Raw genomic sequence first — 24958 nt, forward strand, 5'->3', positions numbered from 1 at the left:
CTATATGAACATTCAATTTCCTGGAGCCCGGGGTGCATCTTGAGCAGAGAGCACGTAGAGCGGCGACTGGCAGCTATTCTGGCGGCAGATGTCGCGGGCTCTTGCCGCTTGATAGGGATCGACGAAGAAGGCACGCTGGCGCAACTGAAAACTCTTAGAAAGACGCTTTTTGATCCCAAAGTCACTGATCATCGCGGACGCATCGTCAAGAACACTGGGGACGGCGCCCTTGTTGAGTTCGCGAGCGTGGTCGACGCCGTGCGATGTGCCGACGAAATTCAACGCGGCATGGCCGAACACAATTCCGATGTGGCGCAGGACAAACGGATCGAATTTCGCATCGGCATTCACGTCGGCGATATTATTGTCGGAGAGAACGATATCTTTGGTGATGGGGTCAATATTGCAGTGCGTGTCGAAGGGATCGCAGAGCCGGGTGGGATTTGCATTTCCGACGATGCTCACCGGCAGGTTCGTGGCAAGGTTGAGAGCACCTTAGAGGATATGGGCGCTCAAACTCTCAAGAATATCGCCGAACCGATTCGCGTCTGGCGTATTCAGAAAAACCGCGCCTCCTCTCTAGTAATCTCAGCGTATCCATCCAGCGATGGTCACGCTGCACTCCCTCTACCTGACGGCCCGTCGATAGCGATACTGCCGTTCCAGAATATGAGCGGTGATCCCGATCAGGACTACTTCGCTGATGGCATGGTGGACGAAATCACCACAGCGTTGTCGCGGTTCAAATTTTTATTCGTGATCGCGCGCAATTCGAGTTTTACTTACAAGGGCAAAGCCGTCGATATCAAGCAGGTCGGGCGCGAACTCGGGGTCCGCTACGTGCTTGAAGGCAGTGTTCGTAAGGCAGCCGGAAAAGTCCGCATTATCGGCCAATTGATCGATGCCGCGACGGGGATACACCTTTGGGCAGACCGGTTTGATGGTGGGCTCGGCAACATCTTCGAACTGCAGGACCAGGTAACTGAGAGCGTTGTCGGGGCGATCGCGCCAGCGGTGGAAAAGGCCGAGATCGAGCGTGCCAAGCGCAAGCCGACCGAGAGCCTCGACGCGTACGCCATCTATTTGCGCGGTTTGGCCAAGCTTTATCAGTTTAGAAGTCGACAAGCGAACGACGAGGCATTGCGCCTGTTCAACAGCGCGATCGAGCTCGACCCAGATTTTGCCTCCGCCTACGGTCGTGCAGCCTTTTGCTACCTCTGGGCCAAGACCAATGGCTGGTTTTCAGACACAGCGAACGAGATTGCCGAAGTGACGAGGCTCGCCCGGCGGGCGGTTGAGTTGGGCAAGGATGACGCGATCGCGCTCGCCGCCAGCGGGTGGGCGCTAGCGTTTGTTGTTCGGGATCTTGAGCTAGGCGCCGCCTTAATCGACCGCGCGCTTGTGCTCAATTCCAATTCGGCCGAGGCATGGAATTGGGGCGGCTGGGTAAAAAATTGGCTCGGCGAGCCGGAACCGGCGATCGAGCGCTTCGCGCGTGCCATGCGCCTGAGCCCACTTGATCCGCGGGTGACAGCAATGCGAGCCGGGACCGCATATGCCCATTTCCTCCTGGCCCGCTATGACGAAGCGGCATCGTGGGCGGCAATGGCATCGCAGGACAATCCGGACCATCAAACTGGATTACGTATCGCCGCCGCAAGCAACGCAATGGCCGGACGACCGGAGCAAGCACATAAGGCAATGGCTCGGCTGCGGCAACTCAATCCCGCGCTACGTATTTCCAATCTCAAAGACGTGCTCCCCCCTATTCGGCGTGCCGAAGACCTCTCGCGATTGGAAGAAGGATTGCGGCAAGCCGGACTGCCCGAATGACAAAAAGCAGCCAGGCTCGACCATTTGCAACGAAGTGATCGAATGAATGCGACGTCCGTTGTTGACCCAAACCGGGCATTTGGCCACTGCATCAGATGGCATCCAGATCATTGACGCGCCAGCGATTAATGGCATCGGTCCTTCAGCTCCGATCGCGTGCTGAGCACAAAGACCCGAAGTTCCGAATGTGCCCAACCCCCGGAGCTCATCCAAGGATAGTTCGTCAGGTTCGTGTTGGCTTCCGGGGATGGAATAGCTCTTCGACGGACTGTTTCGGGTTCTTGATCCGAGAACGGTCCTTGCGATCGTTCTTCTGTGCTTCGAGCTTCTGCAGGAAACGGAAACGCGGCGATTGGGTCGCGTGCCCCGATCGGCCGTGCTTGGTCATGCCGAAACCCTTTTGGCCGCTATGCGTCATTTGATCACCAACGAAAGCTGTGCGTCATGGGCACGTGTTGGGTATCTTGCCTCGCCGAGTTTGCCGGTCGCAACCGAGCTTGGAATTGCTGATCTTCTCAAACACGGTCCCCGAGATTCTTCGCCGGTCGCGCCTCTCGAGGCGTGTTGGCTTCCGACCAACATACCAGAGTGGTAACCTTCATGCTCACCCGCGGTTATGTGGGGCAATGTCGTTGACGGATCACTTCCTGAACGGCAGAGGCTCATGTCAGATAGCGCGCGGGCCTCCGGTTTCCGAACCTTGCACGCCGGCGTTGCCGTTAGCCGGCAATTCGCGACTGCCGTCTATCCGACGATCTGGAACGCGTCAGCCGCACGCAACACCGTGCCGTCCTCCCAGTGGCGTCCGATCAGCATCATGCCAACAGGGAGCCCTGCCGACATGCCTGCTGGAACCGTGGCGGCCGGATGACCAGTGACGTCGAACGGGCAAGTGTTGGAAATCATTTCGAGTGCCCGCGCAACGTAGTCCTCGCGGCTTGCGTCCGGGGCTGGGAGTAGCGTGGCCTTCAAAGGTAACGTCGGCATGAGCAAGAGATCGACGCCTTTGAGTTGCTCATCGTAGGCGGCGCGTAGCACGCGCGCGAGGTTTTGGGCCTTCGCGTAGTAGCGGCCCTGATAATTGTCCTGCATGTACTGGCCAAGCAGGACGACGAGTTTGACGGTCTCCGAAAGGTCGTTGGCACGCACCCGCCGGCTCCGGCCGTAGAAGTCCAGCAGCGAAGTCGTGTAGTGCCCCTTCCAGTTGGTTCCCATGCTGTTGCCCGCGACCATCAGCGCCGTGGCGCCCTCGACGGCGATAGCGTTCCAAATATGGATGCCATCGCGGTGGAGAGGGATCGATACCTCGCTCACGGCTCCCCCCGCTCGCGTCAAGCGCTGTGCCGCCTCGCGTACCATGGCGTCGACATCGGGCTCGGAGTTGGGCCAGCCAAACCCTTCCTTAACGATCCCGATCCGGAGGCCGCGGGCGTCTCCGGTGAGCTGCTTGGTATATGCTTCCGTGCGCAGTCCCGCCGGTTGGCGCGGGTCGAGGCCATCGGCCCCGGCGAGCACCTCGAGAAGCCGGGCGGCATCGCCGGCGGTACGGGCAATGGGCCCGGTATGATCAAGTGTCAATTCAATCGGGAAGACACCTGTGTATGGCACAAGCCCATGGGTGGGCTTGTGGCCAACCGCCCCGCAGAAAGAGCTGGGAATTCGGATCGACCCGCCCTGGTCGCCCCCAATGGCCATGTCGCACTCGCCGGCGACGACGAGCGCCGCGCTGCCGCTGGAGGAGCCTCCGGCAGATCGCTTCGGATCGTGCGGATTGAGCACCGGCCCAGTGTCGGAGGTATGGCTACCGCCCGAGAAGCAAAGATGCTCGCACACCGCCTTGCCGACGATCTCCCCACCGGCATCGAGGATGCGGGTCACAATGGTTGCGTCCACGTCAGGGACGTAGCCCTCCAGCACATTGGAACCGTTCATCATCGGGATGCCGGCAACGCACACATTGTCTTTGATGGCGATTTTCTTGCCCGCGAGAGGCCCCGAAGTTGCGCCTTTGATCGAGCACCTCCAGTACCAAGCGTTGAGCCGATTGTCCGAGGCACCTGGACGGAACCCCGCGTCCCGCGGGTACTTCACCGCCAATGTCGGCTCCGCGAACTGGTCCAATCGACGGTACGACGCGAGCACGCCGTCCATGAGGTTGCGGAACGACGTCAGATCGTCGCGGCTGAGAGCCAAGTTGTAAGATTTGGCGATGCGCTCCAATTCAGGCAGCGGTGGCTTGCGCAGGATCCGCGGCGCCGTCGCGGTCGGGGGTGGCGGTTGCATGCCGGCCTCGGCGGCCGCACGAACGGGCGTTGTCGCCGCGGCGACGGTCGCCGCTACCCCGGCCGTGCCAGCATGAAGAAAGCGACGACGCGAATAGTTTGGCGGTGCTCTCATAGCACATCCTCCCTCGACCAATGGGTTGACTCCTCAAATCCACCGCTCGCCCTAAAGTGTCGAGACCGTCTGGTGGTCGGTGGCCGCGACGGTCACCAAGCGGTAGGCCGCCGACGCTGCGCCGGCGTGCCAAGCTGCAACATCACATGCATCCGGACAGGGCTGAGGCGGAGCAGCCACATGAGGTCGGCACATGAGGCGTGGTCGAGCGGATCGTTGCGGTCATTTAGGCTCTACCGGATGCCTCCGGCATCCTCGCGCGGGCTGCGGAGCGACGCGCCGTCCAGGAGACAGATTATCGTGCAGCCACAGGCGATCTTCAAGAGCCTGCATCTTTCACGGTCTGCTTTCGTCAGCCACGTCGCGGAGCACATTGACCCTCGCGACACAGGCACAGTCAAGCCAAGCGCGCGATGGCACCTTTAAGACATGCCGACGGACACTGAAAATGTCTGCTTATCGGGGTAGATCGGAAGTTATCGGCGCACTGTCGAAATGACGCGTTTGACCCTGATCGGACATTCAGCCTCTAGCCGACCCGCGTCTTCGTGTGATTGAATGATCGGGGATCGCCAGAACGCGAAGGCAAGCGCTATGGACAAGCTCAGCTTTCACAATCCGCTTTTCAGTACCTATGCGGTCGCTGCCTGCATAATGATTCTCAAAGCCGTCATGATGTCTTGGTTGACGGTTGTTCGGATGATGCAGGTAAAGGCCGGGTTTCGCTCGCCCGAGGACATCAAGAAGACGATCCTCAACCCCAATCCAAGCTCCGAACAACTGGCACCCAATGAATACGTGGATCGCATCCGGCGAATTCAGCTAAACGATCTAGAAAACCTGCCGTTCTTCCTGGTTGCTGGATTCCTCTTCATCCTGACCGAGCCATCAGTAGCGCTCGCCCAATGGCTTCTGTATGGCTACGTCGTTTCGCGGCTTTTACATTTCGCAGCCTATTTTACAGCAAGGACTCACGATACACGCGCGACACTCTGGACGGTGGGTTCTCTGATCTTAATCTTTATGAGTTGTTGGACGCTCTTTGTTGCCTTGCATCCATGACGTCGGCAGCTATTGGCCCATGGCTGGCATGAGCGGAAAGGTCGCTCATGTCCGGTTTCTGGAAGTAAAACGGTCCACTGCGAGTGGAAATGGGATGTCCCTTAACTGCCCGGCCAGCGAACGCTGTTTCGCGCTCTGGGCCGCGACGTTGAGCGATCACCGTAACATCCAGCGGGTAGATAACAGGAGAAATAGCGCCCGGTTACCCCTGTATTTGGCCGCTGGTCGGGTGGTTTCAAACCCGCCCATAATCGTCGCGCCGTAGCGGTCACAGACTCGCCATTCCCACCTTGTCAGGCTTCGCTTGGTAATCAACACTTCCAACACGGTCGCGTCTCCGCCCCCCAGTTGCGTACCATCAACATACCGATGGGCGTTCAGGTGTCGGCTCGCTTTTGGACTCTCAGATGTAGTTCGATGAAAGTATGTGCTTGAAACAGTGTTTGAAACACAGCGTCTGGCGATGTCTTAGTTTGGCAGGTTTGTCACTTACCCGCAGCAGGCGCCTCTTCAATTGCAACTCCCGTCGCTAGCTTCGGTAGCGAAACAAGTTCGATCCTCGATCAGAAAGTAGCTCGATACTCTTGTGAGCCCGAAGTCAAAACTAACCAAGCCATCAGGAAGCCGAAGGCGACATGGGACGAACCGAAATTCTTTGCCGACGTTGAGTACCGAGACATCACATCGGAAGGCTTACTACGTGCCAGTTCGTTCAAAGGACTTTCTCGGAAGGATCAATCCTAATTGCCGCACCTGCTTTGGGGTAGGATGGGTTTGCGAAAATCATCCCAAGCGGGCTTGGAGCGACGAGCTGGGTTGCCAGTGTGGGGCGGGCATGCCGTGTCAGTGCGGATGGGCTTGAGGAGCCTGACGTGAGCCTCCCTCTCGTAATTCCACTAGTGAACAGCACGAAGTAACTAGTATCCGAATTCCACTAGTGAACAGCACGAAGTAAATAGTATCCGACGCCGCCAACAACGATGACGGTCGGGACGGCCCATGGCAGTAGAACTGGCATTTACGCCTCCTCCTTATCAGACTGCCCTCATCGATAAACGTGGGTCGATTGCCACTTGTTCCCGCCACAAGTTCCCGTGGTATGATGCTTTACCAAAAGCTGCCGGGGAGCCCGATGCCGATTTATCGCCTGTTGCAAAATATGCCGATGGGGCCGGAAGAGATCCACCGCTTGACGACCGCCTATGAGCAAGCATTGCGCGCCATTGGCATCGTTGACCGAGGCGATCCGCTGGCTGAACTTCTCGCCAAGAAAATCATCGAGGTCGCGCAGACTGGCATCCGCGAGCCGGCCGACATCTCTGCTCAGGCGATCAAGGAAATCGGCATCCCGTAAAATCCTGATGTCGTGCCACAGGGTGGTTCCACGCTCGAGCTATCAAGCGGAAGCCTGTTGTCGACCAGCATCGCCGCATCGCTTCGCTATGCGTTCGGATAGAAGTCTCACCGCCTTGTTCTAATTACTAACAATCTGTGAGTTATAGGTGTTTGGCGCGATACACATGTTTAGGAACGCCGTACCGGGTATTGATTTATCCGATGAATGCGTGACCCAATCAAAGAGCCGAAGTACTGGCGAGACCGCGCAGAAGCGACGCGCGTGAAGGCGAAGCGATACTACGATCCTAGACAGATTCGGCGAATGCTGCGGGTTGCGGAGGAATATGACAAGATCGCTGATCGTGCTGAAGAATGGCAGCGCGGGGGCGAGGGAGATGCCGATTAGTCCATTCCGTTCGGATGTTGCGCAGCCGCATCGGAGGCAGGCTGCCGACGAAGCGGTTGATCACGCGAAAGAGGGCGCGGATGGCTTCTTGGTTGGTCGTGATGGAATAAAGGTTACACACGGGCCGTACTTATAGCGTCCCAAATCCGTTCCTTGCCCCAAAGACTAGTAAAGTTGCTCAGCTCGGCCAAGCCGCTGTAATTGCCAGCCATGAGCACCAAGAAACGTGAAGTGATTGGGGCGGCCATGGGCTGGGCGCGGATATGCGCGCCCAAACGGCGCGCCAAAAGGAAGGAAAGCCACCCGCGCCGCCGACCGAGCCGAGGCAGAAGCGTGGTCGGTCCGCATGGAAGGCTATGGCGGCCCGGCCCAGCCGTCTCCAACGATCGGCCAATGCCTGAACGGCGGTTACGGCTGGCTGGAGATCGAGTGCTGCCGATGCAAGACGACGGCGAGCCTGCCGTTGGATGCTATCCGCAGGGCGTGTGATACGCCGATCTGGAAGCTGGAGCCTTCGTTCCGCTGCCGATCGTGCGGAACGCGCCGTTGCAAGCCGCCGGTTCGCATGATCAAGTTGACTGAGCAGCGAGAGATCAAGCCTTACAAGTGGGTGCATCCTGATGAGGAGCGGTGAGGCCGCAGTGCAAGGTGAAGCGGACTTCGGCTTCGGTGCTTTGGATGCCCGCTTATGACCCTGTGTGAAAACGCCGTGCCGCTGTTATGATTCTCCCGTGATTCTAGGGGGGATCGATGAGGCGCTTCGTTGAGGAGGCCGATCGTGGGCAATGGACGCTACTGCCCGAGTGCCTCGATGATTTCATTGACGAGGGCAACCCCGTCCGCGTCATCGACGTGATCAGGCGATCCGGCATTTTGTTGCAGCTTTATCTCGGCACAAAGACTTGCGACGGAATGAACGATGGCTATCAAATGTTGGCCGAATTCTATCGGCTGAAGCAAGGGGGCTTGGGTCCTTTGCGAAGCTGGCTGGATCGAAATTGGAAAGTTGCGCCAGACCGCGTCTCGGCGTCGCAGCTTCATAAACTCATTGTCGAGCTCGACTTTCCCGCTATTTATACGACCAGCTATGACCGGAACCTCGAAACAGCTTTCGAAGTCCACAATAAAGCCTATGCAAAGATCGCAAATGCGAAGCAGATGGCAGACGCGGCGGACGACGTGACACACATCATAAAGTACCATGGCGACTTTGATGACGACGCGTCACTGGTGCTTACCGAGACCAATTTTCTCGATCGATTATCCTTCGATTCTCCTATGGACATCAAGTTTCGCGCGGACGCCTTGGGCCGCACCATCCTGTTCATTGGGTGTAGCATGTCGGATCCCAATATCCGCCTCCTGCTACATGGCATTTGGCGGACTTGGGAAAAATCAGGTCACAAAAATCATCGCCCCCAGTCGTTCGTCTTCATGCCCCTCGTCGAACCCCCTGCAGGAGGCGTTGCTCGCCCACTGGGGAATTACACTTTTGACACCCGAAAGCGGAGCCTGCGTGGATGATGCGCTAGTGGCGTTCCTTGCGGAGATCCAAGCTAGAACTCACGCCTCCTGACAGCAGCGCGTTTCGGCACCTATCGCCGCCTTGGATCCTCAGGACCGCTCAAAATTCCACCGCCTGGCTTTCGCATGTACGCGTTCGTTACTGAAGGCTTTCCTCACAAGCTGTTCCTGGCTGATCGGCTGATGCCTGCAAAGCCCGGGGCGGTGCGTCGTCGCCCGCAGCAATGCGCGGCAGCTTCTCAAGCATGAGGCCATGCTGGAATTCATTCTTTGTCTTCGGCTCAACCTCACCGATTGCGGCTAACGCCAGAACAACGCAAGCAGCAGGATGACGGGAAGAGGAATGCCAAGAAGCCACAGCAGGGCGCCTCTACCAAATGTCATGATCCGCTCCTTCCATAGTGTTTCTGCAGACTCTCAACAACCGGAGAACACCAGCGGTTCCGCGCAGGAACTCGGGTTTGACCGGTGCGTTGGGAAATCGGGATCATCTTCTGAAGGAGGTATCATCATGGCCTCTCGCACAATACCTAACGCCTTTTTTGGTTGGACATGGTCGGCCGTGCTGGCTGGCGTTTTTGCCTCGTTAGTGGTCCAAATTCTGTTGACCATGTTAGGCTTCGGCATCGGTTTGCTGGCAATTGATGTCCCAACTGCGCAGGCTGCACCTGCCGGTGCTAGCTGGGCAGCGTTCGTATGGTGGGCGGTCTCCGGCATCATCGCCGCTTTTGTTGGTGGCGCAGTTGCTGCGGCCAACTCGCCCGATCAGACGGATCTTGGCCGGGTCGGACATGCCTTGGCCGCCTGGTCAGTAGCAACTGTCGTCGTGGTCACGGCGGCCGCCTTGCTTCCAGCTTCTGCAACCAGCATTGCAAGCAATCTGGTGGGTCCCTCATACGCGGCAAGCGCCCGCGTTACGTATCTGGCTGGTGTTCCCGGGCGCGAGACTGTCGGCGCAACGGCTAGGTCTCCGACGCAAGCTCAGATCGAGGAGGCCCGCAAACACTTTGCCTACGCCATGTTTGCGAGCTTCTGTGCGCTGCTGCTGGGCGCCGGAGCCGCCTATGCGGCCGGAATGGCAACTACAAGTCAGGCTGTCAAAGAAGCGGCACGACCTGTTACGTAAGTGGTGCAGTGCGCGGGTTTTGTGTTTACCCGGGAAAAGTATGCAATTTGCTGCGCAGTCGCTAGGGTCTGCCGTCCATTCCGATAAGCTGGTGGCATTGCAAGGCCGCTGATAATGAAGCGTGGCCTGAGCAAGCAAATTGAAGATGGCTAGCTTCGCCGGCCTTGAGTTAAAACAGGTCCATCAGAATGGCCATTATCGCATTACTTAGAAACTGCCCGTTGGGACAGCGGCCAGTCGCATCATAGCAGCTTGTGAGCAAGCGCCGAATACCTTAGGCGTTAAGGACCGCCCCTCAAACGGGATGGCCACGAAGATCATCAAGCTCGTGCAAACTGGTGTCCATGATCCGGCGCAGATTTCCGCTCTGGCGATCCAAGCCTTAGAAGGCCGGGAAGGTAGCCTCAGTTACCGGCCGTGCGCTTCTCGAACTCTGTCGGCACCGACACTCACAGACGAGGAACGAACGTTCAAAAATGCCGTTAATGAATTCAATCAGTTCGAAGGAGCCGACCATGGATTGGAATCGCGTCGAAGGAAACTGGAAGCAGGTCCGAGGCAAGATAAAGGAGCAATGGGGCAAGCTAACCGACGATGATCTCGATGTCATTGCAGGCAAGCAAGATCAGCTCGCAGGCCGTCTTCAGCAACGTTATGGCTATGCCAAAGACCAGGCGGAGAGGGAGATCAACGATTGGTACGATCGCCAAACCTCTGGCAGTAGGCGTTCGTCGTTCAATGTAATTTCCTGCTTTGGGCACACGCGCTAAATGGCTTGGCGGCCAATGCGGCCGCCAGCAATACCCAATACAAATTGAAATCGGAAAGCTGATGCTGGAGCGGGAAAAGTGCCACGAGTCGAAAGTGCGCTGAGGCCCTGTGGGCGCCGGTTTGGAATCGCCGGGATCGCTACGGAGCCACAGGGCGATCGGGCACTGAACCTTTAGGCAAGGTGGACCTGAGACCGGTATGAACTTCGCCGGCATTCGATTGGACCAAGGCCTTGTAGTGGCGAAGATATTCCTGCGCCATGCGCCTGGCGGTAAACCTCTTCTCGAACTGCCTGCGCACCTGACTTCGATCGAGCTCGGAAAGTCTTCCGATCGCTTCGACCGCTTCTGCTTCGTCCGCAACGACAAAGCCGGTAATGCCGTTGTCGATGACTTCGGGCACGGAGCCTGATTTGAACGCGATGACAGGCGTGCCGCACGCCATGGCCTCGATCATGACGAGCCCGAACGGCTCCGGCCAATCGATCGGAAACAATAGCGCCGCCGCGCCCGCCAGAAACTGCCGCTTCGCGTCATCATTGACCTCACCGGTGAGCTGGACCCGCTCGCCATCGATCTGCGGCTCGAGTTGTTCCTTGAAGTAGCTTCTATCCCCGCGCGGCACCTTTGCGGCGATACGAAGCGGCATTTTGGCGGCGCGTGCGATCCGGATGGCGGCTTCCGGTCCTTTCTCCGCCGTCAGCCGGCCCAGGAAAGCAAGGTAGGAGCCGGTCTCGAATGAAGGCCGAAACAGGTCGGCCGGCAAGCCATGATAAATGGTGCCGATCCAGTTGGCCTCGCTTAACGGAATGCGCTGATTATCCGATATCGAAACGAACGGCGCATCGGGAAAGCTGCGGACCACCTCCGGAAAGCCAGGCAAGTCCATGCGCCCATGGCAGGTGGTCAGAAACGGAACGCCAAGCCGGCTCAGGAGCGGCAGGTGCAGCCAATCGATGTGCGCGTGAATGACATCGAACTCATTCGCAGTGCGGGCTACCGCTTCCAATAACGCCGCCTGGGCAACCATCGGGTCGGTCCGCGGGCGGCCAAGGCGAAGAGCCCGAGGCCAAACGGCATGAAGCCGGGCTGACGTTACCGAGTCCCCGCTGGCAAACAGCGTCACCTCGTGCCCCAGGCTCACCAGCTCATCGATCAGCCATGCCACCACGCGCTCGGTGCCGCCGTAAAGCTTGGGAGGGACGCTTTCGGCCAGAGGCGCTATCTGGGCAATCCGCATGGGCTTTCTACCATCGAGATCGAACCAAACCGTCAAACCACCGGCCGTTCGTATTTGGACAGCAGGTCGAGCCAATCCTCTAATAGTCGGCTCATCAAAAAGTTCTGCCGCACACTTTCTTTCGCACGCGCACCGAGCTCCTCCCGCAGGTTCGGATTCTTCAAGAGCTCGACCATTCTCGCCGCCGCCTGATCGGGTGTGCTCACCAGAAATCCGTTCCATCCGTCCTTGATTTGGTGCCGGATGCCTCCGACGTCGCCGCCGATGACGGCGGCGCCCTTCCACATTGCCTCGGCGACCGTGAGACCAAAGCCTTCGCGGATCGACTTCTGCAGCACCACGGCGGCAGAGCGCTGCAGCGCGTTCACCAGCGTTGGATCGTCGACGCTGAGAACAATGATGCCGTCATCGGCGACGCTCTCGATCGTCTCGAGGATTTTTCCGCCCTCGGGATCATCGGAGGCATTATTGCCGACGAGCACGAGCGTGCAGTCGACCTGCTCTCTAGCCTTGCGGAAGGCCTCAATCACGCCCATCGGGTCCTTCCACCGATCGAACCTGGAAATCTGCGCCACCAAGGGACGATCTGTCGGAATTTTGTAGTTGCCCAGGAATTCTCGTCTCTCGCGGTCGGACATCTCCCGGTTCTTCGCCGAGAACGGATCAATCGCCGGGGTGACGAAATGCTGTCCGACCTGAAGATCCTGGCCGTATTCGGGTAGCGAGAAGACCGCTGCGTTATATTGCTCGATGAATTGACGCAGATAGGCCCAAACCGGGACGTGCGGCGACGACAGATCGACGTGACATTGCCAGAGCCACGGCGTTTCCCGATCGGAAAAATGCGTGATGAGCGGCAGAGGTTGGGGATCATGCACGATGACCGCATCGCACTCGTCGAGATGAAGCCGCGTGGCATTTTCGAACACGACCTGTTCATAGATCGCCTTTTCAGCGTCGGAAAACTCCGAGCTGGTGCCCTGCAGCGTATTGTGCAGTTTCTTCGTACAGCCAAAGAAGCCCGGCGTTCCCTGAATCAAATGCCAGTCGGTCTCGATGCCGGTCGCATTCATCATAAGGGTGAGCGGCGTGAGCAGTTCGGTGACGCCTCCGCCGTAGAACGTCGAACTGATATGGGCCACGCGCATCGTGCGTACCCGATCGGCCTTCGCTGCTATGCGCTCGATCGTCGCAGTGCCGATGAGCGGCTCGTACTGTTCGAGCGTATGAAGCCCGAGGCTGGACCGTTGAACGGCGGAGGTGAGTATGGACATCGAAGGGTCACCTTTGCAGTTCTCGAGAGCGGGAACGCGGCCTCGTCGGGGTTGCCGTAAACTTGCAACGGCACAGCAAAGTTGATGAGCGTCCCTCCCGAACGCTTCTTCCGCTTTTTCCCATCGCAATAAGTCCGAAACCTCCCGGAAGTTGCGCCGGCCGGAGGTCGGTCGAGCATCTGAACTAGATGAACGTTTGTTCATCGTGCTTATTGGACGGGTAATGGAGCTGCTCGAAACGTTGAACCGGATCGCCGATAGCTTGAGCTTGGCGCTCACAGCTTGCGGCGACTAAGGCGCGACCCCGACCAAATCGAGATCCGCCGCAGCGTGCATACCGCTCGGTGAAACAATGCGCATGCGATTGGCTGCGACTTTGAACTCAGTCGATCGCGAATCGCGCGAGCGCCGCATCGACAAGGTTCCAATTGGCGATATCCGTTACCGTTGAACCTCGGATGCTCGGGGAAGTACAAAACGTCCGAAGGCAACGTGAGTTGCCGCGACGTCAGGCTGCGGGTCACGCTCCAAGGGGACCCGAAGAGGGTCGCCGAAGCCATGCTTGTCCTCTGCAAGCCAAGGCCGCACCGCGCACCGATCGAGAGCTGGCGAGAGTGACGTCGATTCGGACTCGTAGTCGGCCGCGCTATTCGGCCGCTTCGTGCTTGACCGGCGGCTGGATGCCGGCAAGCGGCGAAACGGCCGGTCCATTGAGGGCAGTCCCATCGGGCGCAAATTGCGAGCCGTGGCAGGGGCAATCCCAGCATTGCTCCAGGGAATTCCAGTGCACCACGCAACCGAGATGGGTGCAACTTGCGGAATGCAAATGCAGCGCGCCCCCGCGGTCCCGGCAAGCCGCTATCTTTTTTAGCCCGCTGCGGACGAGGCGGCCTTCTCCCGGCCGAAGCCGTTCGACGGATGCGATCTCGGTGGCTGTCAGGTACTCGGCGAAATTCTTCAGCGCCGTAATGTTCTCGCTGATGAACTCGCCGATGTTCTTTTGGAGTTTTCGAGACGGCGAATATACCCGTTCCCAGGGACTCGATCCGGTCGTAATCAGGTCCCTAATCAAAATGCCGGCGACCAGCCCGTTCGTAATGCCTTGTCCGGAATCGCCGCTGACGAGGAAGATGTGTTCTTCGTCGGCGCTGTGACCAATGAAACCTAGAAAATCTACCGGTTCCAGAACCTGGCCGGACCAGCGGTGAGTCACCTCGCGCAAGTTTGGCAGCCGGTCGCGCGCCCAGCGCTCAAGAGCGGCAAAGCGTTGCTCGCCATCGTCCGCTTCGCCGGACTTGTGGTCTTCTCCGCCGATGATCGCGAGATCGTCCTCGTCAGAGAACGGCTGCAGACGGACATAGTGGTAGGGGTCGAGCGTGTCCCAGTAGAGCGCATCCGCGAGCGTGCCGGCCGGATTCTTCGCCGCAATCACATAGGTTCGGTAAGGTGCCTGCTGGGTATGGATCGCCACGCGCACGTTAACAGGCGAATTTGTTGCGACTACCACGTCGGTCGCGCGGACGTCGTGCCCGGACATGGTCTTTACGACAATCTCGCCCTGCTGTTGATCGATGCTCTTGACACAGGTGTCAGCATAGAGCCGCGCACCGCGACGCTGCAGCACGGTTGCGAGCCCGGCGAGATATTTCGTGGGATGGAAACGCGCCTGTCGCGGAAAGCGCAAGGACCGCACAATGCCTTCAACGTGGAGCGGCGTCGGTGTCCTGCAGTCCTCGACAGGAATCCCGAGCTTGGTGCAGCAATCAAATTCCTCGTCCAAGTGGGATGCGGGCGTGCCCGGCGCCAGCACCCGGTAGCCGTCCAATCGCCGAAAATCACAATCGATGTTTTCGGTCGACTGAATAGCCTCGGCGCGATCGATCGCGGCTGCGACGCTCTGGTAGCAAAGCCGGGCGCAGTCCTGGCCCCGCACGCCGACCAGTTCCTTGTAGTCGTCGTCGAGCGCCGACGCCAGATGAGCGGTAGTGCGCGCGGTCATGCCGCTGCCGATCTTGCCGCGGTCCAGCACCACAACAGAACGCCCGCGGTTGGCAAGCTCATAAGCCGCGGATAGCCCGGCAATTCCGGAGCCGATCACGGCGACGTCGGCGCGTGCCGCACTCGAAAGTGCCGGAGCTTGGGCGATCGGGATATCCATCCAGATGGACCGGCTGTGCTCGTCCAGTACGTTCATGACGCTGTCCTCAAAAGAAGAAAACGATGGCGTCGGACGAGGGTTCCTCTGGGGCATGGCATTCGGATGGATCGGCTCGACGACCGAGTTCGGCGATTCGTCAAGAAGCCGTAGACGAGGTGCCGGTCGGCCACGAGGCTGAGCATCGGGCAAAGCGCGCAAATTCGAGGTTCCGTGTTCAGAAACATCAACAACATCGGGAAAAAGCGGCAACTTTTAACCGACCATCGAATTGAAATTAGAACGGATATTTGGAGTTCAGAATTACCGCTGAAGCTTGCTGTTTGGATCGAACTTGGTCCTTGCATTTGGCAACGCACAACGATGGTTGACGCGTTGCTCGCTTGAGAGGAACCTAAGTGGAAAATGGAGAGCTGCTGAAAGTGATCCTGAAGAACTGAGATGCTGCGGCCTCCTATCTAGCACGACTAGGATCTGAGAGGTGGTGAAAGGAGGATGGCAAACTTGGCAGAGGCTCTGAACCGTCTCGCTGCTCGCAGCGCCCGACCAGAATGGACGCTGTTCGCGATAGCTAGTCTCATGGCAGGCGGTCTCACAGCGTCACTCCAACATGCTTTTCAATGGGGTTTCGCCACGATTGAAACTTCACTGGGGCAAGGCCAGTTATCGCCACGAGGGCCCAAATGGCGGATACCAGTGGATTAACGGGTTTGCTTTCGCAATCGTGACTCTCCTTGCCGTCACTGCAACAGCGGCCGTGGTTGCGAATGTGGATGCTGATCGGCTCGAGATGGAATCGAGGGCGCCGGAAGGTAGGTAATCCTCCTCCTCCGGACGCACCCATTTCCCGATTGCAGCCATTCGCGGGCTGCGGCGGGTACGGCCGGCGCGATGAGCTCGCAGGTCGGCTGCAAAAGCGCTACGGCTGCGCCAATGATCAAGCCCGTAAGGATGTTGATGATTGTTTTTCGACATTGCCCTGAACCTCGCGTCTAGGACAAACGCGAACTCGCTCGGTGTCCTTAAAACCGCCTTGCCACACTGCAAAGGCGGTTTTTGCTGCAACCGGACTTGGCAGGCGGACAAACAAAATGTGCTCCAGGAATCCGGGCAACCTGTCCGTGCCGGTAAACTGCAAAAGGGGCTGCGCGAAACGATTCAGATTCTGCCCAGCAGAATTAAAATCAGCAGGACAATGATTACGAGCCCCAATCCACCGCCGCCGTAGTAGCCGGTCCCATAAAATGGGCCGCCGCCGATGCCGCTAAAGCCACCCAACAACACAATCACAAGAATAATCAGAATGACCGTACTGATCGACATGGACTTTCTCCATTCCGCATGTGCGCCAGACGGAGAGATAAGCCAATGCTGGAACCTTTGTTTCAACGCATGTGGGGGCGCTAGGGATTTCGAGCATGGGACGCACCCAAGGAACGTCATAATCTCCTTTTCGTTAATCGCCGAGGGCAGTGCAAACTGTGGAGGAGGATTTCCATGACTAAGCGTTTTTTGATCTCGGTCGCTGCGGCGTCTCTGATCGCTGGGACCGGTTTCGCCAATGCGCAGGGAACTGGGATGGGCCGTGAATCACCGTCGGGCGGTGCCGCAACGCAGCAGAGTGGCGCGGCAGAACAAAAGTCCGACATGAAGTCTGAACAGAAGTCGATGGGCGCTGAGAAGAGCCAGGGCGCCGAAGGCCAGATGAAGGGCGGCAAGGACATGAAGGCGGAAGGCCGCGAAGACAAGGGCATGAAAGCCGAAGGCAAGGAGGACCGCGGCGGCATGAAGGCCGAACAAAAGGGTGATCGTGAGCAGACGACCGGCCAGGGCACGACCCAACGTGACCAAGACCGCGATAGGAGCACGACGCAGCAGCGTGATCAGAGCACGACCCAAGGCCGCGAGCAGACTACGCCTCAGAAGGACCAGAAGGCCCAGGGCAAGGAAGACCGTATGCAGACTCAGACGCAGGGCGGAGCCGCGGGCAAGGAGGCCACCACGACAGGCCAGGCTGGCGCCGCCGCGAAGCTCTCGACCGAGCAACGCACCCAGATCACCAGCGCGATCAAGGAGACCCGCGTTCAGCCGGTGACGAACGTGAACTTCTCGATTTCGGTCGGCACTAAGGTGCCGCGCGACGTGACCTTCCACACGCTGCCGGAGCGAGTGGTGACGATCTATCCGGAATGGCGCAGGTATAAGTACATCCTCATCAAGGAGCAGATCGTGATCGTGGATCCCGAGACCTACGAGATCGTGGCGGTTCTGGAGGCCTAAGTCCGACGGTTGGCTGCGAGTTCTGGGCGGGCAGAATGCCTGCTCAAGGCTGACCGATCGGGAACAAGTGGCAATGATCCCGAATTGTGCTGGCGTCTGGAGGATACCGGACACATGCAAAACGGCCTCAGCGCTCCCCGAGGCGGTGGGGCCGTTTTGTTTGCCTGCTAGGACGGCGACAAACGATGTTATGCAGGAGGGTTGTTCCGGCGCCTCATCGCGACGGGCGTCGGCTTCGGCCTGTACTTCTTGCGCGCGATCCGCCGCGTGAGACTTCTGACAGGAGACGGCGCCGCGCGACCGTTGGGCGCCAGGACCTTCGACACCCTGGTCGTTCGTGTCACCGCGGCGGCTTTCGCCACTACCAATCGATCATACGCTACGGCCTCCGGCATCGGATGAAGGGCGCGGCCGTCTGGCAAGCGAGCCCTCGAAGATTTCGGCGCGCGGATGGAAGGACATTCTGCTCCGGGTTTTGCACAACATCTCGGAACACAGGATCATTGCTCTGTCCGCCGGCGTGACGTTCTACACTCTGCTGGCAATATTCCTGCCATCGCGGCCCTGGTCGCCGTCTATGGGCTGTTCTCGGACCCCGCAACGCTCACCATTCATCTGGAAAAGCTGTCGGGTTTGCTGCCAGGCGGCGCGATCGACGTCATCCGGGACGAACTCACTGGGTCACATCCCAGCGTGGCGGCGCGCTCGGGCTAACCTTCATCGTCGGGCTTGCCGTATCCCTGTTGAGCGCGAACGCGGCGATGAAGTCGGTCTTCGACACCCTCAACATCGTCTACGCCGAAACAGAGGCGCGAAGCCTCATCAAGCTGAACGCCATCTCGCTTGCGTTCACCGCGGCCGGCATCGTCTTCGCGCTCGTGGCCATCGCCGTTTTGGTCGTTCTGCCGTCCGCACTCAAGTATCTGGGCCTGTCGGAGTTGACAGAATTTCTTGTGTGGGCCGGTCGCTGGCCGGTACTGTTCGCCGTTCTCACGTTGGCGCTTGCGTTCGCTTATCGCTACGCACCATCCCGCGAGAAACCGCGATGGCAGTGGATCACGTGGGGGAGCGCCTTCGCCGCTTTTGCGTGGATTGCGGTCTCCATGCTGTTCTCATGGTACGCTGCGAATTTCGGGAGCTTCAATCGGACCTACGGCTCCCTGGGCGCGGTCATCGGGTTCGTGACCTGGATCTGGTTGTCTGCGATCGTGATCCTAATCGGGGCCGAACTCAACGCCGAAATGGAGCACCAGACCGCACGCGACACGACGACGGGAGTGGCCGAACCAATGGGAGCTCGTGGTGCTCGTATGGCCGATACCGTTGGACCGGCGCAGAACTGGCGGGCAGATAAAACGGCGCGGCGTGCCAATTGAACGCGCCACTCGATCCGAGCATCCGGCGAAGTGCTCATACATGCGAACAGCAGCCAAGCCAGTATCGTCGCCATGGATTCCGCTAGCCGGAAACGTCAGTGTGTTCGCCTGTCCAACATAGCTGAACGCGGTCGTTCCACGGCATCCTTGCTGCAAGACACCAAGCCGGCGCGGCGTCGGAGGGCCAATGTATCCAGCCTTGGCACCCCGTGATTCGCGGGCTCCTCAGGTCAGGCGGCCTCCGCTTGCTCTTGCTCCGCTTCGAGGTTGATCACTGACGTCGCAAGCTCGGTCAGCGCCTTGTCGGTTGCTTCCTCCTCATCCAGCGTCTCCTGAAATAGACGTGCGGCGTCGGACATGCCAAGCTGTTCAGCCCAGGTACGAAGGGTGCCGTAGCGGGAAATTTCGTAGTGCTCGACCGCTTGGGCGGCAGCGACAAGTCCGGCGTCGAGAGCAGGCATCCCACGAAACTCCTTCATGATTTCCGCACCCTCATCAGCGATGCCGTTGATCGCCTCGCAGGGCTTTCCGCGGGCCGGCTTGCCGATAATACGAAAGACGCGGTCCAGACGTTTGACCTGACCTTGGGTCTCCCGAAGGTGTTTATTAAAAGCTGCAGCCAAATCCTTGGACTGCGCCGCCTTCGTCATCTTGGGCAATGTCTTGATGATCTTATTTTCAGTGAAGTAGATGTCCTTGAGCATCTCGTGGAAAAGATCGCTCAGCTTTTTCTGCGGCCGACTCGTGCGACGCGCCGCCGATCTTCGCTTCTTCGCTCGTTTTGCCATAACTTCTCCTGTCGCCGCATTTGGAAGTCCCTGTCCCCTTGATCAATGTTGCGTGACGTCGAAGGTTCCAATTGGGTTCGAAGTGATCCGCTGTTCGAGCGGGCCTGATAGGGTAACGGCAACCCTATTCCAGAAGCCAATCCAGGGACGGCCTCAGACGTTCGGTTGCATCGTCAGCGTACCATTAGCCATGACAAGGATGACAAAACGTGGTTTGAAATCGACCAAGCGTCTGGCCACTACCGCAGCTCGTTGCGCTTCGATGCGCCTTCGGCCATCAGTATCTGCCGCATCTGCAACGTCTCCCGCGGCGTCGTGATTTCGACTGGATCCGAGGCCGGCGAAATGGGTGAGCCGACGGCGGCGCCTTATGGCGGCTCAAGGGCATTTCCTCCATTGAAGGAATTCGCTCCGCGTCCCCATACCATGGCGGCCTTCTGGTTGCCGCGCTGGTTCCGGGCCTCAGCCTCCACCGACAGGCTCCCCAATCCGATGGGAATGCGTGGAGTGGGTACGGGTACTCAGGGGAGGAGGATGGACGGCACCACAGAGGCCACCTTGGATGCCCCCGCCGCCGCAGGGTCAGTCGGTGCCGCGTGGAAGCGTCCAGCGGCTTGATCAGGGATGACGGGCTCATCGAGGCAAGGTCGGCTCGGTCTTCTTTCGTGAGGACGACGTCGCCGGCGGCGGTGTTTTCTTCCAAGTGAGCAATGGACCCGGTGCCGGGAATTGCGATCATTGCCGGCGAGAGAGCCAGCAACCAGGCCAAGGCAATCTGACTGGTGGTTGCTCCGTGCCGGCTCGCAACCCGCGCCAGGCGGCCGCCGTCGATGGTCGTCATTCCACCACCGAGAGGAAAGAAGGGGCTGAATTAATCTGCCCGCTCGCATAGCGACTCGATGTAGGTCCAGTGCAAACTCTTGGCTGTTCTTAAACCATCGAACAGGACTCGGACGCTGCCAGTATTGTGATTGACGAGGCCGACAACGGTACCCGTTTCCGTCGTCGGTTTTCGCGTTCGCTGCTTCCCAAGCTGGCTCAGGCGCACCCTGTCACCCAATTTAAACCGATGCTGATACAAGTGCGCTCTTAGTTCCACGACTTAGCCCTTCTGAAATTCATCGATGAACCGCGGCGTATAAAGTTGTGCGCGAGAGCAACCGAAGGTGTCCGCTAAGTGCGAACGAGTGACGCCTATCCGGTTCTAGGGACGCGCTACGCGCCCAACTGAATCTTGGTCGTTTACTACTGAAGTACGAATGGCGAAGTGCGAAGAATAAGTTGGCAAAGGGGTCTCCCCGCGTCGAACTGATGGCGGGTGAAGTAGGCGAAGGCATGTTGTTCGATGAGCCCTGCTTCGCTTCCGACGATCGGCGTCAGGCAATTGAGCTTGTCTCATTAGTTTGCCGGTCACCTGAAGCTATCGAACAGTTCTAAGGTTCTGCGAGCGCCAGGCGCTCGATCTCCTGTCCGAACACGTGACTACATTGATGTCGCTACAGATCATTCTGAGGATGCGCAGAACGATGTCGGGTAGCGAGCTAGACGAAGCGATTAGAACCGTGCTTGCGCACGAAGCGATGGCACGCGAACGTCACCGTCGGTAGCAGTGGCAACGCGTTGTCGAGCGAGCAGCGGCGTTCAAGCCTGAGCAGGTTACCATCAAGACGTGGTCATCAACTATTTCTTGAGGAGGCTCTCCGCCCCCTTCGGAAACGCAAGTATATAATAGTGGTTGGAATGTTCGGTCATAAGCGACCAGCCGATCCTTAACCTAGCGGGATTATCCCAGCGGCGGCTTTTGCGTCTCCGGGCCCGGAAAAGATCCTCTCAATCGCAGAGGTGGAATCGACTCTCAGTAAAGCGGTAGGTTCCTAAGAAGGGTCCGACGCAGGGCTGGGAGCTCGACGGATCTTCCCGCGTTCCGTTCACTATTGGACAAGACGTTGCCATTTTTTCCCGGTTCTGTCGGGGTGCTTGGCGGGTACCCACTACCCTGTCCGGCAATTTGAAATGGGAATACTTTGATGGCCTCGGCGCACGGCCTCGCGCTGGGGCCATTTTTATTCTGGGCCGATCACCTCATAATCAAAAGCCACGCCTTCGGGATCACCTGATCCGGCTGTTGATCTGCCGACATCCGCTGCGGGACGAGTGCTGGCGGCTTCGGCGGTAGTTGTAGAGCATCTACGGCCCGCCGGTTCACGCTGGCGGGCCTGCCTTGTCAGTGACCGTACCGACCGTCCCCAACTGGCGGTCTATTCTGTACGGCCCCTGGCTAAAATGCCCCCAAGCCCCTAGCCGGGGGTATCTCCAAGGTCGGCGGCCCCGGTGCGTTGCGTATTGCCGGGGCCGCTACTGCGATCCGAGCACCTGCGAGACGATCTGGCCGCGAGCCCTGAACAGATCAGCCCCAGCACCTCGGGGAGGGAGACGCTGGGGCCGATGAGAGTGAATGTGCACCCCGGGCAATAGAAAGAGGCGCACAGCCACCCCAAAAACGGCCCCAGTCCTTCGGGGAGTGCTTCGGAGGATGCGTGCGCTGGGGCCGCAAAGGTCCCTTCTCTTAACAATCGCCTAATTTTCCCGAGCAGGGTTTGTTCCGGATTAGTGACTCAATTTGGTTTCGGCAGCCGATCCGATTGATCCGGTTCACTCCAAAACCTCATACTCGAACGCCACGCCTTCCGGATCGTTTTCACTAAACCAGGCTTCGACATCTTGGCTCGCAAAGACCTTGATGTGATCAACATCGCCAACTTCCTTGCTGGTATCGACGTATATCCGCCGCGCGCGAATCCTCCGTTTAGGCGCAGTGCCGGTTCCGCTCAGTCGTAGCCGACAGGAACATTCCATTCCCACGGCCTTTATTAATCGGAGCGCGACAGCTTCTGTTGGACCGGACATGTGGTGGACGGTGGTCAAAGAGGCGGCGACCAAGTGGTCGAGCCACAAGGATGCCAGGCAAGGGGCCGCCCTCGCGTACTACTCCGTGTTTTCACTCGGCCCCATCATTGTGATCGCTATCGCGGTAGCGGGCCTACTTTTCGGCCATGAAGCGGTCACTTCCCAAGTCATGTCAGCGATCAAGGAGATGCTCGGAGAAACGGGGGCCAAGGCCGTCGAAGCGATGCTGGCGGGGGCTAGTCGCCCGGCCGCCGGTACTCTAGCCACCGTCCTGGGCCTCGGAGCCTTGCTGTTCGCGGCCATCGGCGTTGTCGTGCAGCTGAAGGACGCGCTCAACGTGGTCTGGGAGGTGGGCGAGTCCGAGGAGACCGAGCTTTGGCACTTCGCCCGCAATTACGTGCTGTCGTTCGCCGCCGTGCTGGCGCTCGGCTTTCTCCTTCTGATCTCGCTCGTCGTGAGTGCGGGCCTCGCCGCGGCCGGCAAATATGCCGCCAGCTACTTGCCGGAGGGAGCACCTCACGTCGTCAGCATACTGATTTCGTTCAGCGTCGTGATGGTGCTCTTCGCGATGATGTTCAAATGGCTCCCCGACGTGTCCGTTGGCTGGCGCGACGTCTGGCTGGGCGCGTTCCTTACGGCGCTGTTCTTCGAGGCGGGGAAGGCGGCCATCGGCTTCTATATCGGTAAGCAAGGACTCGAATCGACCTATGGCGCGGCAGCCTCGATCGTTGTCGTGCTGATTTGGGTCTACTACACGTCGCAGATCATCCTGATGGGCGCCGAGGTCACCCACAGTTACTCAAAGCACAGCGGCTCCTTAAAACGGCGCGACTGAAGGGTTCTGGGCAGCAACGATCGCATTCCGGCCGGCGTTCGAGCAGTCGCGTATGAGGGAACTCCGACCGCAGCCGACGTTCAGCCGAGCGTATAGACCGGCCGAGCAGACCTGAAATTTTCTGCGAGCGAGGACGCACTTCGGGATACCACGACCTTACCCAGTCGAAGCTTCAATGGAGAATGACGATGCCGATTCTTGAAGATCTGAAGGAATATGCTGAGCGCGCCACCGGCCTCCGACGCCCCGGCAAACCAAAGGCTCCGGAACACGTCCAGGCGCGAAAACCCCATGCCGCCCGCTTCAAAGATGACGGTCTCGTTCCCAATCATCCGCGATGGCCGCTGATCATCTATCGCGGCGCCGTCGATCTTGACGAGCGCCATGATCCGGCGGCGATGATCGAGGACCTGTTCGAAGCTAATGGATGGGGCGACACCTGGCGCGACGGCATCTACGACTACGTGCACTATCACTCCAGGATTCATGAGGTCTTGGGCATCGCGCGCGGCAAGGGGCGCGTTCGGTTCGGCGGCAACAAGGGCAGGATCTACACGCTGAAAGCTGGCGACGTCGCCATTCTCCCCGCCGGCACCGGCCATCAGTGCTTTTCAGCGGACGATGATTTCCTCGTCATCGGAGCCTACCCGCCGACCGGCACATACGACGAGTGCACGACCGTCGAGGACCACCCGCGCGCGCTGAAAACCATCCCGAAGGTGCCGGTGCCACGCAAGGATCCGGTTTACGGGGCCGGTGGACCGCTCTCAAAACTCTGGAAGAGAGCGAAATGACTGAGTACATCATCCGCTTTCTGGTCGGGGGCGCCGTTGTATCGGCCTTCGCGATGCTGGGAGATCTTCTGCGTCCAAAGAGCTTCGCGGGCTTGTTCGGAGCAGCTCCGTCGGTCGCGCTCGCCACGCTTGGAATCGCGGTGTATCAGCACGGGACCGACTACGCCGCCCTGCAAACCCAGGCAATGATTGCAGGAGCGATTGCGCTCGCCATCTACAGTGTCATCGTGTGCCACCTGCTTGTCCGCGCGAAGTTGCGAGCGGTGACTGCTACGTTATTGTCGCTGGTCGTCTGGCTGATCGTCGCCTTCGGGCTACTAATCTTCGCCGGAGGTCAGACATGACCCCGATCCGCTTTTCGCCGTCATCTCTCAAGGAAGGACGCTGGTACGAATATCTGATCCGCTTCGCGCTCGGCGGCGCCGCGACCGTCTTCACCGGCCTCGTCAGCAGCCGCTATGGAGCATTCGTCGGTGGCCTCTTTCTCGCCCTTCCGGCCATATTCTGTGCAAGCGCGACGTTGATCGAGAAGCATGAAATCCGCCGCAAGCGCGAAGCGGGTCTCGCGGGTGAGCGCCGCGGGCAAATGGCGGCCGCCGTCGACGCCGCTGGCGCCGCGCTCGGCGCGATGGGCATGCTGGCCTTTGCGATCGCTTTTTCGGTGCTAGTAATACGCAGCAGCGTACCCGCCGCCTTCGTCGGCGCGTCGCTCGCGTGGCTAACTATCGCAGTGGTAGCTTGGTACGCGCGCCGGAAAATGCGATCGGTGCGGACAGTGGAACAGACCAGCAGCTCCGCGAATTCGCGACGCCGCCACGACTGATCGGACGATGGCGGCATCAAGCCGCGGTCG

General features: G+C 59.1%; 20 protein-coding genes and 5 pseudogenes. 16 read left to right on the forward strand and 9 right to left on the reverse strand.

Features of this window, described 5'->3' with window-relative positions; all coding sequences use genetic code 11:
* Positions 1-39 precede the first annotated feature (39 nt).
* Positions 40-1833 (forward strand): adenylate/guanylate cyclase domain-containing protein, encoded by a 1794-nt coding sequence (locus V1278_RS12705; RefSeq protein ID WP_334380955.1) that lies wholly within the window; start codon positions 40-42, stop codon positions 1831-1833.
* 744 nt (positions 1834-2577) lie between these two features.
* On the opposite strand, the gene V1278_RS12710 is transcribed toward V1278_RS12705, so the two are convergent.
* Positions 2578-4116, reverse strand: a complete 1539-nt coding sequence (locus tag V1278_RS12710) for an amidase (RefSeq protein WP_334384165.1) — start codon at positions 4114-4116, stop codon at positions 2578-2580.
* Between the two features lie 708 nt (positions 4117-4824).
* On the opposite strand from V1278_RS12710, the gene V1278_RS12715 reads away from it, so the two are divergent.
* The 3 genes from V1278_RS12715 to V1278_RS12720 all read left to right on the forward strand — a co-directional run bounded on the left by V1278_RS12715 (position 4825) and on the right by V1278_RS12720 (position 6646).
* Positions 4825-5292, forward strand: a complete 468-nt coding sequence (locus V1278_RS12715) for an MAPEG family protein (RefSeq protein ID WP_334380956.1) — start codon at positions 4825-4827, stop codon at positions 5290-5292.
* Between the two features lie 555 nt (positions 5293-5847).
* Positions 5848-6036 carry an ATP dependent DNA ligase gene (locus tag V1278_RS36930; RefSeq protein ID WP_442894648.1) on the forward strand — a complete coding sequence of 63 codons (189 nt, stop codon included), beginning with the start codon at positions 5848-5850 and terminating at the stop codon, positions 6034-6036.
* A gap of 388 nt (positions 6037-6424) precedes the next feature.
* On the forward strand, positions 6425-6646 hold the full coding sequence (locus V1278_RS12720; protein ID WP_334380957.1) for a hypothetical protein: 222 nt from the start codon (positions 6425-6427) through the stop codon (positions 6644-6646).
* Positions 6647-7064: 418 nt separating this feature from the next.
* Here the strand turns inward: V1278_RS12720 and V1278_RS12725 are convergent.
* Positions 7065-7157, reverse strand: a pseudogene (locus V1278_RS12725) (SOS response-associated peptidase); the annotation flags it as partial.
* Positions 7158-7382: 225 nt separating this feature from the next.
* Here V1278_RS12725 and V1278_RS12730 point away from each other — a divergent pair.
* The 4 genes and pseudogenes from V1278_RS12730 to V1278_RS12745 all read left to right on the forward strand — a co-directional run bounded on the left by V1278_RS12730 (position 7383) and on the right by V1278_RS12745 (position 10456).
* A complete protein-coding gene (locus V1278_RS12730) occupies positions 7383-7670 on the forward strand; it encodes a hypothetical protein (protein WP_334380958.1) in 288 nt (95 codons plus the stop codon).
* Positions 7671-7939: 269 nt separating this feature from the next.
* Positions 7940-8612: pseudogene (locus V1278_RS12735) on the forward strand (SIR2 family protein); the annotation flags it as partial.
* 330 nt (positions 8613-8942) lie between these two features.
* Positions 8943-9686, forward strand: coding sequence for a hypothetical protein (locus tag V1278_RS12740; RefSeq protein WP_334380959.1), 744 nt, complete (start codon positions 8943-8945; stop codon positions 9684-9686).
* Between the two features lie 515 nt (positions 9687-10201).
* Positions 10202-10456: a CsbD family protein gene (locus tag V1278_RS12745; protein WP_334380960.1), complete on the forward strand. Its 255-nt coding sequence runs from the start codon at positions 10202-10204 to the stop codon at positions 10454-10456.
* A 139-nt stretch (positions 10457-10595) separates the two neighbouring features.
* Here the strand turns inward: V1278_RS12745 and V1278_RS12750 are convergent, their stop codons facing one another.
* From V1278_RS12750 to V1278_RS12760, 3 genes are all read right to left on the reverse strand, one after another.
* A complete protein-coding gene (locus V1278_RS12750; protein WP_334380961.1) occupies positions 10596-11696 on the reverse strand; it encodes a glycosyltransferase family 4 protein in 1101 nt (366 codons plus the stop codon).
* Positions 11697-11728: 32 nt separating this feature from the next.
* Positions 11729-13174 (reverse strand): glycosyltransferase, encoded by a 1446-nt coding sequence (locus V1278_RS12755; RefSeq protein ID WP_334380962.1) that lies wholly within the window; start codon positions 13172-13174, stop codon positions 11729-11731.
* Between the two features lie 442 nt (positions 13175-13616).
* Positions 13617-15164: an FAD-dependent oxidoreductase gene (locus tag V1278_RS12760; protein ID WP_334384167.1), complete on the reverse strand. Its 1548-nt coding sequence runs from the start codon at positions 15162-15164 to the stop codon at positions 13617-13619.
* An 842-nt stretch (positions 15165-16006) separates the two neighbouring features.
* On the opposite strand from V1278_RS12760, the pseudogene V1278_RS12765 reads away from it, so the two are divergent.
* Positions 16007-16108: pseudogene (locus V1278_RS12765) on the forward strand (CsbD family protein); the annotation flags it as partial.
* Positions 16109-16283: 175 nt separating this feature from the next.
* Here the strand turns inward: V1278_RS12765 and V1278_RS12770 are convergent.
* On the reverse strand, positions 16284-16448 hold the full coding sequence (locus V1278_RS12770) for a DUF3309 family protein (protein WP_334380963.1): 165 nt from the start codon (positions 16446-16448) through the stop codon (positions 16284-16286).
* Positions 16449-16622: 174 nt separating this feature from the next.
* Between V1278_RS12770 and V1278_RS12775 the strand changes: the two genes are divergently transcribed.
* The 3 genes from V1278_RS12775 to V1278_RS12785 all read left to right on the forward strand — a co-directional run bounded on the left by V1278_RS12775 (position 16623) and on the right by V1278_RS12785 (position 18781).
* Positions 16623-17405, forward strand: a complete 783-nt coding sequence (locus tag V1278_RS12775) for a DUF1236 domain-containing protein (protein WP_334380964.1) — start codon at positions 16623-16625, stop codon at positions 17403-17405.
* A gap of 450 nt (positions 17406-17855) precedes the next feature.
* Positions 17856-18119: a hypothetical protein gene (locus V1278_RS12780; RefSeq protein WP_334380965.1), complete on the forward strand. Its 264-nt coding sequence runs from the start codon at positions 17856-17858 to the stop codon at positions 18117-18119.
* Positions 18120-18148: 29 nt separating this feature from the next.
* Positions 18149-18781, forward strand: a complete 633-nt coding sequence (locus V1278_RS12785; protein WP_334380966.1) for a YihY/virulence factor BrkB family protein — start codon at positions 18149-18151, stop codon at positions 18779-18781.
* A gap of 230 nt (positions 18782-19011) precedes the next feature.
* Here the strand turns inward: V1278_RS12785 and V1278_RS12790 are convergent, their stop codons facing one another.
* From V1278_RS12790 to V1278_RS12800, 3 genes and pseudogenes are all read right to left on the reverse strand, one after another.
* A complete protein-coding gene (locus V1278_RS12790; protein ID WP_334380967.1) occupies positions 19012-19569 on the reverse strand; it encodes a YciE/YciF ferroxidase family protein in 558 nt (185 codons plus the stop codon).
* Between the two features lie 398 nt (positions 19570-19967).
* Positions 19968-20165: pseudogene (locus V1278_RS12795) on the reverse strand (DUF3313 domain-containing protein); the annotation flags it as partial.
* A 53-nt stretch (positions 20166-20218) separates the two neighbouring features.
* A pseudogene (locus tag V1278_RS12800) lies at positions 20219-20410 on the reverse strand (aldo/keto reductase); the annotation flags it as partial.
* A 2064-nt stretch (positions 20411-22474) separates the two neighbouring features.
* Between V1278_RS12800 and V1278_RS12805 the strand changes: the two are divergent.
* The 4 genes from V1278_RS12805 to V1278_RS12820 all read left to right on the forward strand — a co-directional run bounded on the left by V1278_RS12805 (position 22475) and on the right by V1278_RS12820 (position 24928).
* Positions 22475-23311, forward strand: a complete 837-nt coding sequence (locus V1278_RS12805; protein ID WP_334380968.1) for a YihY/virulence factor BrkB family protein — start codon at positions 22475-22477, stop codon at positions 23309-23311.
* A gap of 188 nt (positions 23312-23499) precedes the next feature.
* The gene (locus tag V1278_RS12810) at positions 23500-24105 is read left to right on the forward strand and encodes a cupin domain-containing protein (protein WP_334380969.1); all 606 of its coding nucleotides are present in this window, start codon (positions 23500-23502) and stop codon (positions 24103-24105) included.
* Positions 24102-24449 carry a DUF3147 family protein gene (locus V1278_RS12815; protein WP_334380970.1) on the forward strand — a complete coding sequence of 116 codons (348 nt, stop codon included), beginning with the start codon at positions 24102-24104 and terminating at the stop codon, positions 24447-24449. The genes V1278_RS12810 and V1278_RS12815 overlap by 4 nt, the downstream gene beginning before the upstream one ends.
* Positions 24446-24928 (forward strand): DUF3147 family protein, encoded by a 483-nt coding sequence (locus tag V1278_RS12820; protein WP_334380972.1) that lies wholly within the window; start codon positions 24446-24448, stop codon positions 24926-24928. The genes V1278_RS12815 and V1278_RS12820 overlap by 4 nt, the downstream gene beginning before the upstream one ends.
* Positions 24929-24958: the final 30 nt, after the last annotated feature.

The sequence above is a fragment of the Bradyrhizobium sp. AZCC 1577 genome, from assembly GCF_036924575.1.
Lineage (GTDB): Bacteria > Pseudomonadota > Alphaproteobacteria > Rhizobiales > Xanthobacteraceae > Bradyrhizobium.